This is a genomic window from Streptosporangium sp. NPDC049248, from assembly GCF_040678965.1.
Lineage (GTDB): Bacteria > Actinomycetota > Actinomycetes > Streptosporangiales > Streptosporangiaceae > Streptosporangium > Streptosporangium fukuiense.
Window position 1 is genome coordinate 328,134 of record NZ_JBFAQY010000004.1, and the last position, 11,836, is coordinate 339,969.

Here is an 11,836-nt window from a genome sequence, read left to right on the forward strand (position 1 = left end):
CGTCGAGCGCGCCCCGTCCGTGCTCTCTTCACCTGTTCTCCCGGCCTCCTCCCGGAGGGGGCCGGTGTTCCGGGGTTCCGCCGGTCAGGACGGGGTCATCGTGTTCCTTTCGGCGTGGGGACCCCCGCCTTCAGGCGTGGAGAGGATGTCAACTCCGGGTTGAGATCACCTCGGTGGTCGGCTCGTCGCGCTCGCGCTCCTGACGCCTCCGGATGGTCTGGAAGCCGACCAGATCGTCCGGGAGCGCGTCGGGGACGTCGGTGTCGAACCTGGACAGCGTGCGGGTCCGCATCGCGACCAGCGCCGTGACCGCGATGGCGACCGCGAACAGCACGTACATCAGTCCGACGCCCCGGCCCTCGCCGGTGCCGAGCACGAGGCCGACGGTTCCGGCCAGCGGCCCGCCTGGCGCGAGCAGCGGCTCGAACAGGGCACTGCCGTACGGCGCGACCAGACCGAACCCGATCGGCAGCGTGGACCAGGCGATGAGCGTGTTGAGCGCGATGACGCGGCCGTGGAACCGTTGCGGCACCTTGACCTGGATGATCGTGGCGTAGACGCCGTTGAGCATGGTCAGCCAGAACGACATCCCGAAGGCACCGATCCCTATCAGGATCAGGTTCTGCTGCAGGCCGGTGACCAGGCAGAAGGCGCCCAGTACGAGGGTGGAGAGCATGACGCCGCGCAGCCGCCGCCGCCTTGGGCCTCCCCAGACGGTCATGGTCAGGCCACCGAGGAAGACACCGAGGCCTCCGAAGAAGGAGATCCTGCCGACGTCCTCCAGCGTGGCGAAGCCCAGGACCAGCGGTGAGATGAGCAGGAAGAGCGGGGACAGGAAGATGTTCAGCACCGCGAAGAAGAACAGCATGCCGCGGAAGCCCCGGTTGCCCCAGGAGAACCGCCAGCCCTCGACCATCTCGGCGACCAGCGACTCCCTGCGCTTCCACGCCATGGCCTTCGGGAAGCGCACGAAGAGCAGCACCCCGATCGCGAAGACGTAGGAGACGACGTCCAGGACGAGGATGCCCTCCAGGCCGATCACCGCCATCAGGCCGACCGCGAGCAGCGGGACGACCAGCTGTGCGGTGCCGGTGACCATCTGGACCACCCCGTTGGCGTGGCCGAGGAAACGCTTGGGGACCAGTTGCGGTACCGCCGAGTTGTACGCGAGGCGCTGGAAGGTCAGCGCCACGGACAGCAGCACCAGAAGCGGGTAGATGTGCCAGACCTGGAGGTTGCCGGTCCACAGCAGGACGCCGAGTGCCAGCTGGGTGCCGAAGGCGCCGATGTCTCCGGCGAGCATGACCCGGCGCCGGTCGTAACGGTCGACGAGGGCACCGGCCAGCGGGGAGACCAGCATGCCCGGGACCAGTGCGAGGACTGAGAACAGGGCGAACCTGGCGAGCGAGCCGGTGGTGATGTAGATCCACAGCGGTACGGCGAACTCGGTCAGCGAAGACCCGACGATCGAGACGAGCTGGCCCGCGGCCACGGTGGCGAACCGCCTCATGCTCGGCTGGGGGCCGGGCCTCACCGGGGAGACCGCCGTTCCGGGGGGCCCGGCCGCCGGTGGCACGCCACCCGTGCCGGGACCGGCGAGAGCGGGCACGGCCGGGGTCCGCCCGGCCCGGACGACGGCTCCGGCGGGTACGGACCGCTCGCCGGGGTCCTGACCGGTTCCGCTCTCCGCGTCCTTCACCGGACCGGCCGGGACGGTGACGGCTCGGACGAGGGCCGGGTCGGCGTGGGCGGCCCCGGCCGATGTGTCACGAGCGCGGGCGTCCTGGACGGAGACACCGTCGAGCCACCAGGTGGACCTGTCGGTGCGGCCCAGCTTCGCCGTGTCGCCGGAGGCGATGGCCCCGTGGGTGCCGGTGACGATGGCCGCGAGCTCCGCCGCCCGATATTTCAGGAAAAAGTGCCCAGCCTCGTCGAGAACGACCACGGCCGTGGAGCCGGTCAGCAGGTGCCACTCGCGGTAGCGTTCCTGGTAGAACTCGGTGGCCGGATCGCGGTCGCCCGCCACGGAGATGATCGGCGCCCTGAGCGGTTCGACGCCGTCGGTGAAGAGGCGGGTGAAGTAGCGCTCCGCCTCCCTGGTGCCCTTGCGGCGGTTGTCGATCATCAGTTTGAGCTGGTCGCGTTCCAGGTCCTCCACGTCGAGACCGGCGGCCTGCAGGGCGTTGGCCCAGACCTGGTCGCTGCGGAGGCGGTCGGTCAGGTTCGACAGCCGGGCCAGCAGCGAGTCGGGACGTGCGAAGGGGAAGATGCCACCGAGGTAGATCGCCTCGACCTGGCGGCCCGCCGCCTCCAGGTGACGGGCGATCTCCACGGTCAGCATGACGCCGAGCCCGCAGTGCCCGTACAGCGCGAGCGGCCCCCGGACGTCCCGGAGAATCTCCGCCACACAACCCAGCGCGACCTCCTCCACCGGCCGGGTCTCCTCGATCAGCCCCATCTCCTGGCCGGGGACGGCGACCGCGTGCAGTGCCCAGTTCGCCGGCAGCGCGTCGGCCAGCGGCTGGTAGATGGCCGCGCTGCCACCGCCGTACGGCACGCAGACCAGGGTCGAGGTGGCCGCGCGGGCCGGGGTGAGCCGGTGCAGGAGCATGCGCGGGCCGTCGTCGGCCGTCTCGACGAGCCGGGCGAGCTCGCGGACCGTCCGGTTCTTGAACAGGTCCAGGATGGTGACCTGGCGCCCGCCTTCCGGGAGGGTCTTTCTGAGGCGGGCGACCACCTGCGCGGCGAGCAGCGAGTGCCCGCCCAGGTCGAAGAAGTCGTCCAGCACGCCGACCTGGACGAGTCCCAGCACCTTCGCCCATACCGCTGCGATCGCCTCTTCGAGCGGCGTTCCCGGCGGGACGAACCCGGCCTCCTGGTCGGGTCGCGCCTCGTCGGGTTCCGGCAGCCTTGCCCGGTCGACCTTGCCGTGCGACTTCAGCGGCAGCTCGTCCAACCAGACGAACCGGCCGGGGATCATGTACTCGGGGAGCCGCTCGCCGAGCCTCGCCCGCAGCTCGCTGACGCTGCTCCGGTCGCCGGCGGTCGCCGCGACGACGTACCCGACCAGCCGGTCCGCGCGCAGCTCGACGACGGCGTGGGCGATCCCCGGCTGGTCGGCGAGTACCGACTCGATCTCCGGCAGCTCCACCCGGTAGCCCCTGACCTTGACCTGCAGGTCTCGGCGGCCGAGGAAGCACAGGTCACCCGAGGGCAGCCAGCGGCCCAGATCGCCCGTCCGGTACATCCGGGCGCCGGATTCGCCGTACGGGTCGGGCAGGAACCTGTCGGCCGTCAGCCCGGGGCGGCCGAGGTATCCGCGGGCGAGCCGGTCACCGCCGAGGTAGATCTCGCCGGTCATGCCCGGCGGGACCGGCCGCAGGTGCTCGTCCAGCACGTAGACCCGGGCGCCGGGCAGCGGTCTGCCGATCGGCAGGTTCTGCGCCCGCTCCTTTTCGCCGGTGACGGCGTGGGTGGAGACGCCGACCGTGGCCTCGGTGGGGCCGTAGTGGTTGACCACCGTGGTGTGCGCGGCCAGCCCGCGGGCCCAGCTCCACCCCGAGGCCTCGCCGCCGAGGACGAGGAGCCTGCGCGGGAGCAGCTCTGCGGGGTCGTCCACCGCGGCGAGCAGCGAGGCGAGGTGGGAGGGGGTCATCTTCAAATAGTCGGTGCGGCTCAGCTGCCCGGCGAGCTCCTCGGCCGGGGCCTGCGGGTCGGCCAGGTGCAGCTCACCGCCGGTCATGATCGACAGGTAGAGGATCGTCACCCCGAAGTCGAACGAGAGCGACTGCAGCAGCGTGTGGACCGAGGCGGGTTCGACCTCGAAACGTTCCCTGACCCCGGTGAGGTAGTTGAGCACCTGCCGGTGCTGCACCCCGACGCCCTTCGGCCGCCCGGTGGTCCCCGAGGTGTAGATCACGTACGCCAGGTGGTCCGGCGAGACTCCGGGAGGCTCGAACCCGGTCTCGTCCAGCGCCTCGGAGTCCAGGCGGATCACCGGCGCCCCGGGGAGATCGGGGACCAGGTCGCACAGGGCGGAGGCGGTGAGGACGGCGACGACCCCGGCGTCGGCGAGCATGTACGCCAGGCGGTCGCGGGGCTGCTTGGGGTCGAGGGGCAGGTACGCGCCACCGGCCTTCAGCACGCCGATGACCGCCGCCGCGAGATCCGTGGACTGCTCCAGGAGGACACCGACCCTGCTGTCCGGGCCCACGCCGTGGCGGTTCCTCAGCAGGGCGGCGATCCGGGTGGAGCGCTCGTCGAGCTCGGCGTAGGTCAGCGAGCCGCCGCGGCCCCCGGACGTCACGGACGCCGTACCCGAGGCCGGCGAGCCGTCGTGGACCACCGCCGTCGCGCCGGGGGTCAGCGCGGCCTGCGCGGTGAGGAGGTCGTGGAGCAGGTCGTGGCCGGACGGCCGGAGCGCGGGACCGGCCCCGAAGCCCAGGACCAGGTCCCGCTCGTCCTCGCCGAGCAGCGAGAGCTCGCCCACCCGCGCACCGGGATCCGCCACGATCGAGCGCAGTAGCGTCTCGAACCGCGCCGCCAGCAGCTCCACGGTCTCGGGGTCGAACAGCGCGGTGCTGTAGGAGAGGTGACCGACCAGCCCGTCCGGGCTCTCGAACAGGTAGAGGCCGAGGTCGAACCGGGTCGTCCTGGCCGGGAGGGTGAGGTAGGAGAGACGCCCGTCCTCCTGGCCCGCCTTGAAGTTCTGCAGCGCGAACATGACCTGCGCGAGCGGCGAGCGGCTGACGTCGCGGACCACGTTCAGCTCGCTGACCAGCTGGTCGAACGGGAGCTCCTGATGTGCGAAGGCGTCCAGCGCGCTCTCCCGGGTACGGGCCAGGAAGGTGGTGAACGGCGGGTCGTCCGCCAGGTCGGCGCGGAGGACCAGGGTGTTGACGAACATGCCGACGACACCGTCCAGCTCGGGCAGCCCGCGTCCGGCGACCGGGGAGCCGACGGCGAAGTCCGCCTGCCCCGAGTAGCGGGCCAGCAGCACCTGGAAGGCGGCCAGCAACGTCATGTACGGCGTGGCGCCGGACGCGGCGCCCAGCTCGGCCAGCCGCCGGGTGAGGTCGGCGTCCACCCGGACGTCGAGCGCGGCTCCCTCGTGGCACTGCTCGGCGGGACGCGGCCGGTCGGTGGGCAGTTCGAGTGCGGGCAACCCGGCGAGCCGGTCGCGCCAGTGACCGAGCTCGCGGCGGTGGTCCCGGCCCCGCTGCCAGCGGGCGTAGTCGCCGTAGCCGACCGGCGCGGGCGGCGGGGTCTCACCGTCGTGCAGGGCGAGCAGCTCGCGGATGAGCAGGTCGCTCGACCAGCCGTCGATGACCGTGTGGTGGGCGGCGAGCAGGAGCACGTGGTCGTCGGGCGCCAGGAGGACCAGCACCGCTCGGAAGAGCGGGCCGCGCTCCAGGTCGAACGGGACGGCGAGCTCGGCGTCGAGCAGCTCGATCGCGGCGTCCGCGTCGGCCGCCTCGGTGACACGCAGCTCGGCGGGGCCCGGCTCGTCGACGACGAGCTCGGGGGTGCCGTCCTCGGTGGTGAGGAACCGCATCCGCAGGGCCTCGTGGCGCGCGACGATCTCGTCCAGCGCCCGGCGCAGCGCGTCGGCGTCCAGCTTCCCGCGCAGGCGCACCGCGACGGGGACCGTGTAGGTGGTGGTGCCGGGGCGGTACTGCTCCAGGAACCACAGGCGCTCCTGCGCGTGGGACAGGGGCGGGACGGTTCCCTGAGCGCGGGCGACGACGGTCCGCGACTCCCCCCGGTTCCGGAGCCTTCTCGCGAGCAGTGCCTTCTTCGCGTCCGACAGCGTTGTCTCGCTCAAGCCCGCAGCTCCGTTCTGAGGGCCGCAAGGAAGAGCGCGGCGTCCCGGCCGTTGATCAGTCGATGGTCGTAGGCGAGGCCGATGTTGGCGACGGTTCGCACGGTCACCGTGCCGTCCTCGGCGAGTACCGGCTCGGACTGCGGCGAGGTGATCGCGAGGGCGCAGACGGTGCCGGGGAAGACGAGCGGGATCGCGAGGACGACGTCGGCGTCGGTGTGCAGGGTGACGGCGATGTTGGCGCCGGTGAGGTCCTTCTCGCGGAAGTCCCCCTCGGCCGCGGCGAGCCGGTAGCGCATGAGCGCCTCGGCGATCTCCCGCAGCGACCCGGTGTCGCGGACGACCGGCACGTACAGGCCCTCGCCCAGATCGAACGTGACGCCGACGCGCGGCGCGTCGGCCAGCCGTGCCTCGTCCCCGTCGATCGAGGCGAAGAAGAGCGGGAAGGCGGGGTGCAGCGCCGCCACGGCCTGTACGAACAGCTCCGCCAGGCCGACCGGCCTGCGGACCTGTCTGCTCAGCTCCCCGGTCCGCGCCAGCAGCGGGCCCACCTCGAACCTCACGACCGTGTACGCGGCGGGGATCGCGGCGTGCGAGACGGTGACGGCGCGCGCGACGGCGCGCTGCACCCGCGACAGGCGGTGGGTGCCCGCCTGTCGCCCGTTGGCCTTGTCCGGGTCCTTACCGGGTCCCGGCGCGTCCGCCCGCACGGTGCCGGTCGCCGCCCCGGTACTGCGGGCGGCCAGGGCCACCACGTCGGCCCGGCGGACGACGGCCAGGCCCAGGGACGCGACGTCGGAGTCGGAGACCCCGAGCTCCTCCATGGCGGCGCGGGCGGGATCGGTGACGAGCGGCCGGAGCGCCGGCTCGGCACCGGACGGAACGGGAGCGGGACCCTCCGGGGGGACGGCCTCGGCGGTGACGCGGGCGAGGAGCGCGCCGGGAGCGATCCAGGTGTTGAGAGCGGCGGCGTGGTAGAGGTGGCCGGACTCCTCCGCCTCCAGCTCGTCGGCGGCCTTGGAGGTCTCCAGCACGGCGACCGCCTCCCCCGCGACGACGGGCCCGCCGTCCTCGACGAGCCACTCGACGATCAGGTACTCGGTGTCGTTGTTGTTGAGCTTGGGGACGCGGATGTCAGCCACGCAGGGCCTCCCGTACGGCACGGTGGATCGTGGACTCCCCGACCAGGACCTCGTTCTCCAGGTGCGCGGCGGTGGGGATCACGGCGGCCCGCGAGTGGACGAGGCGGACGGGACCGCGCAGGCGCTCCCAGACGCGGGCGTGCAGCAGGTGGGCCACCTCACTGCCCCAGGTACCCCCGGCGGTGCTCTCCTCCGCGACCACGACGACGTCCGCGAGGTGCGGCAGGAGCGCGTCGGCGTCCAGCGGATAGAGGCGGGAGGGCACCAGCAGCCGGGTGCAGATCTCCTGTTCCACCAGCAGGGAGCGCATCGCGGCCAGTACCCGGTGGGCCATCCCGCCGGGGGCGATGACCACGCAGTCGGGGCGCTCTGTGGAGTCGCGGATGTCCACCACGGCCAGGTCTCCGTCGCGGCGGAGGAGGAACGGCGGATCCACCCGGCCCATCGGCCGGGTGTAGAGGATCTTGTCCTCGAAGAACACGCACGGCTCGCACCGTTCCAGCATCGCCGCGAGCACCGCGCGGTTGTCATGGAAGGGTGACATCTCGTACAGCGACAGCCCTGGCATGCCGACGAAGTGCTTCTGCAGGCTCTGGCTGTGCGTCGGGCCGTAGCCCCGGCCGCCGCCGGTCGGGCAGCGCACCACCATCCGCAGCGGCAGCCGCCCGCCGTACATCGACACCGACTTGGCGGCGAAGTTGCAGAGCTGGTCGAAGGCGAGCGTCACGAAGTCGCCGAACATGATCTCGGCCACGGCCGTGTTGCCGGTCAGCGCCAGACCCGCCGCGACGCCGGTCAGCGCGCCCTCGCTGATCGGAGTGCCGATCACGCGTCCGGGAAAGCGGCTGGACAGGCCCTTGGTGACCTTGAAGGCGCCTCCGTACGGATCGAGGATGTCCTCGCCGAGGACGTAGGCGGTGGGGTCGTCGTCCAGCAGCCCGTGCAGTGCCGCGTTGAGGTTCTCCGCTACGCGCACGGTGCCTCCCAGCGGGAGAGCGGGCGCGCCGCGACCTCGTCGGCGACGGCCTGGACCTCGGCCCTGACCGCGCCGTCGATCCGGTGGAACTGCTCGGGATGGTGGTGGGCGTAGCGGCCGTACCAGTCGCTGTCCCTGGCGGCCCGTACGGCGTCGGCCGGGCGCACGTCGTCGCCCTTGCTGTGCGGCCCGAGGCGGTGGGTGACGAACTCGACCACCAGCGGCCCCGCCTCGCGCACCCGCGCCACCTCCTCCTCCAGCGTGAGGCGGATCTCGTTGACGTCCGTGGAGACGACCTGCAGGTGCGGGATGCCGAAGGCCGCCGCCCGCCCGGCCACCGTGCCCGCCATCTGCGACGCGGTCGGGGTGGACTGGGCGATGCCGTTGTTCTCCACCACGACGAGCAGCGGGAGCCGCCAGAGCGCGGCGAGGTTCAGCGCCTCGTAGACCGCTCCCTCGCCCCAGGTGCCGTCGCCGATGTGGACGCAGGCCAGGGCCCCCGGCTCGGCGCGCTTGAGATGGAGCGCGACACCGGCGGCGACCGGCATGCTCTCGCCCTGCACCCCGGTGGACAGGTAGCGGTCGCGGTGGATGTGCTGGCTGCCGCCGACGCCTCCGCAGACCGCGCCCCGCCTGCCCATGATCTCGGCGAGCAGGCCGTGCGGGTCGCGGAACCTGGCCAGGTAGTGGCCGTGGCCCCGGTGGTTGCTGAAGACATGGTCGGCCGGGCCGAGCAGGGGGCGGAGCGCGACCGGGACGTACTCCTGGCCGAGGCAGGTGTGGGTGGTGCCGCCCAGCTCACCCCTGCCGTACAGCTCCAGGAGCTTGAGCTCGAAATGCCTGACCAGCAGCAGGAGCTCCAGGTCGTCGTCGGCCAGGCGGGAGAGACGGAGCCCGTCGAGGGTCTCAGTCATCGCCGAGGGAGCTCGCGATCCCGGTGATCCCGGCGATCGTCGGATTGTCGAAGAAGTCGTCCAGGGAGACCTCGATGTCCAGGCGCTTGCGCATCCGGGCGATGATCTGAGTGATGGTCAGCGAATGACCGCCCAGGTCGAAGATGTCGTCGTCGTCCTCGATCGGCGAGATGCCCAGGACCTCCTCCCAGATCTCGCGCACCTGGTCGGTCAGCGTGGTGACGGAACCCATTCGTTCTCCAGAAGTTCGTGCAGTGGCAGGTCGGGGTCATCGGTGGCGCGTTCCAGCAGGAGGCGCAGGTCCTCGGCCACCCTGGCGGCGTCGGGCACCGTCTCGGGGTCGTGGCGCAGGCTGATCTCCAGCCCGCCGGGGCCGTCCACGCACTGCAGGTGCAGCGCGCCGCGTACCCCGTGGTTGAAGACCGTCCACTCCACGGACGTGTCGAGGCCGGTGAAGACCGGGTCGGCGTCGCGGCGGACACGGTAGCTGACGGAGACGGGCACCAGCGCGGCGTGCGGCCGGATGCGGGGCAGCGCCCGGGAGAGCGGCACCTGGCGGAACCGGTAGACCTCGCGCAGTTCGGCGCGGAGCGCGGTCGCGAACTCGCGGAAGGTCTGCCGCCCGGACGGGGTGGAGGCGACCGGGAGCTCGTTGACGAACAGGCCGATGTGGCCGACGGCCTGTTCGGGCCGGGTGGACAGGTCGACGGCGGTGGTCACCGAGGCGTTGCCGTAGCCGAGGAGCCGCGCGTGCAGCGCGGCCAGCAGCGCCTCGAACCGGGTCAGGCCGGGCACCGAGGGGACCTGTGGGCCGAGGGTGAACCGGAGCACCCGTCCCTCGCCCGCCCGCCGGGACCTCAGCGCCCGGCCGAGCACGACGGTCTCGCCCGGATCTCGCCAGCGGGGCTTCCAGAACTCGCGCGCGGCGGGAAGCATGGCGGCCACCCGGTCGCGCTCGGCCCTGCCGTGGTCGATCCCGGGCAGCGGGGGCGGCGGCTCGCCGTTGTGGAAGGCGGCCAGGTCACGCACCAGGATGTCCTTGGACTGCCCGTCGAAGATCAGGTGATGGGCGACGAAGAGCAGCAGGTGCCGCTCAGGGCCGGTCTCGAACAGGGTGAAGCGGGCCAGCGGGCCCTTCTCCAGGTCGAAGGCGCGCATGATCTCCTCCCGCACCGACGCGCGCACGCCCGGCCCATGGTCCGGGCTCCCCGGGGAACCTCCCGGGACGTCGTTCGGGGGATCAGCGGGGAAGGCCGCCGCCCGGCGTACCGGAACCTCGGCGCCGGGCACGAGCCGCAGTTCGTCGTCCACCTCCGCCACCACGCCGCCCAGCGCCGGGTGCCGGTCGACCACCGCGGCGCAGGCCGCCAGCAGCGCGCCGGTGTCCAGGGCGCCGCGGAGATGAACGATCAACGGCATGTGGTAGGCGGTGCCGCCGCCCGCGGCCTGCTCGGTCACCCACATCCCCTGCTGGGTGAACGTGACCTCGGACCCGGACATCACACGCTCCCCATCGTCCGGCGCAGCGCCTTCTTGTCGACCTTGCCGCCGGCGTTGCGCGGCAGGGCGCCGACGGTGACGACGTGCGCGGGCAACTCGTGCGGGGCCAGCCGGTCCTTGAGGAAGATCCGCAGTTCCTCCGGCGCGAGGGGCTCCGAGGTGGCGAGGGCGACGGTGACGACGCTTCCGAGCACCGGGTGCGGAACCCCGAACGCGGCCGCCTCGATCACCGCCGGGTGCCGGTGGACGACCTCCTCGACGTGGATCGTGGAGACCTTGAAGGCCCCGGACTTCACCACGTCGCCCTCCCGGTCGACGAGGTAGAGATAGCCGTCGGCGTCGAGGTAGCCGAGGTCGCCCATCCGCACCCAGCCGTCGCGGAAGGTCTCGCTGCCGGGGTCGCCGTAGTAGGCGCGCGGTACCGCGGGGGATCGCATCCAGACCTCTCCGGTCTCCCCCCGCGCCAGCGGCTCGCCCGTCGCGGTGGCGATCCTGACCCGTCCTCCGGCGATGGCACGGCCGACGCTTCCCGGCCGCTCCGGGTCGAACATCATGATCGTCTGAGCCGGGGCCGCCTCGGTCGAGGTGTAGTAGTTGGCGATCGTCGCACTGGGGAAGGCCGTGGTCAGCGCTTGGGCGACGGCCGAGGGCAGTGGCGCGGCGGCCGAGCCGAGCAGCAGCACACTGGACAGGTCGTGCCGTTCGGCCACTCTCGCGTTGATCAGCTCGATGGCCATCGCGGGGACCAGGAAGACCGTCCCCGCCCGGTAGGACTCGATCAGCGACGCGAAGCGGCCGGGAGTGAAGCGCGGCAGCGTCACGACGGCCGGCCGGGCGTCGAGCGCGTTGATCAGCATCGTCTGCCCGGCGTTGGTGCCGATCGGGAAGGCGTGCACGAGATGCCGGGAGTGCGCGAACGGGCGGCGTCCGGAACCGCAGCCGTAGGTCAGGTTGGCATGGGTGGCCGAGACTCCTTTGGGGCGGCCCGTGGTGCCGGAGGTGTAGAGGATCTGGGCGAGATCTCCCGGCTCCGGTGCCGCGAGGTCGGCTTTCTCATAGGACGTTTCGGCGCTCAGGCGGTCGACGGTCGCGCTCCAGCCGGCCTCGGGCACGGCGAGGCCGGCGGTGTGGCCGGTCGCGTGGACGATCCCGGTCGCACGGCAGCCGGCCAGCATGAGACGCAGGTCATCGGGGGCGAGGCGGTCGGAGAGCGGTACGGCCACCGCCCCGGCCGCCAGGACCCCGCAGAACGCCACGGCGTAGTCCGTCCAGTCGGCGGCCCCGAACACCAGGCCCACCCGGTCACCCGAGGTGACACCGCGCGCGAGCAGGCCGTTCGCGAGCGCGAGGGACCGCTCGTGCCACTGGTGATAGGTGAGCCGGGCCGAGTCGTGCACGATCAGCGCGATCCCGTCGGGGTCGGCGAGCGCCCGGTCTCTGAGCAGTTGGGGGACGGTCAGGTTCACCGGGTGAACCTCCCACT

The 11,836-nt window shown here is 72.3% G+C and carries 7 protein-coding genes; all 7 read right to left on the reverse strand.

All coding sequences use genetic code 11. The features are described 5' to 3' along the window. Positions 1-148: 148 nt before the first annotated feature. From AB0K21_RS10740 to AB0K21_RS10770, 7 genes are read right to left on the reverse strand one after another with little or no spacing between them, the layout of a single operon-like run. The gene (locus tag AB0K21_RS10740) at positions 149-5,824 is read right to left on the reverse strand and encodes an amino acid adenylation domain-containing protein (RefSeq protein ID WP_343982494.1); all 5,676 of its coding nucleotides are present in this window, start codon (positions 5,822-5,824) and stop codon (positions 149-151) included. Beyond that, positions 5,821-6,963, reverse strand: coding sequence for a 2-oxo acid dehydrogenase subunit E2 (locus tag AB0K21_RS10745; protein WP_343982498.1), 1,143 nt, complete (start codon positions 6,961-6,963; stop codon positions 5,821-5,823). The genes AB0K21_RS10740 and AB0K21_RS10745 overlap by 4 nt, the downstream gene beginning before the upstream one ends. After that, positions 6,956-7,939 carry a transketolase C-terminal domain-containing protein gene (locus AB0K21_RS10750; RefSeq protein ID WP_343982501.1) on the reverse strand — a complete coding sequence of 328 codons (984 nt, stop codon included), beginning with the start codon at positions 7,937-7,939 and terminating at the stop codon, positions 6,956-6,958. Before AB0K21_RS10750 ends, AB0K21_RS10745 begins: the two co-directional genes overlap by 8 nt. Continuing rightward, positions 7,930-8,853 carry a thiamine pyrophosphate-dependent dehydrogenase E1 component subunit alpha gene (locus tag AB0K21_RS10755; protein WP_343982504.1) on the reverse strand — a complete coding sequence of 308 codons (924 nt, stop codon included), beginning with the start codon at positions 8,851-8,853 and terminating at the stop codon, positions 7,930-7,932. The genes AB0K21_RS10750 and AB0K21_RS10755 overlap by 10 nt, the downstream gene beginning before the upstream one ends. After that, complete coding sequence (locus AB0K21_RS10760; RefSeq protein ID WP_343982507.1) at positions 8,846-9,085, reverse strand: phosphopantetheine-binding protein; 240 nt, start codon at positions 9,083-9,085, stop codon at positions 8,846-8,848. The genes AB0K21_RS10755 and AB0K21_RS10760 overlap by 8 nt, the downstream gene beginning before the upstream one ends. After that, entirely contained in the window at positions 9,064-10,353 is a 1,290-nt protein-coding gene (locus tag AB0K21_RS10765; RefSeq protein WP_343982510.1) for a condensation domain-containing protein, read from the reverse strand. The genes AB0K21_RS10760 and AB0K21_RS10765 overlap by 22 nt, the downstream gene beginning before the upstream one ends. Further along, on the reverse strand, positions 10,353-11,819 hold the full coding sequence (locus AB0K21_RS10770; protein WP_364149210.1) for a class I adenylate-forming enzyme family protein: 1,467 nt from the start codon (positions 11,817-11,819) through the stop codon (positions 10,353-10,355). The genes AB0K21_RS10765 and AB0K21_RS10770 overlap by 1 nt, the downstream gene beginning before the upstream one ends. Positions 11,820-11,836 lie beyond the last annotated feature (17 nt).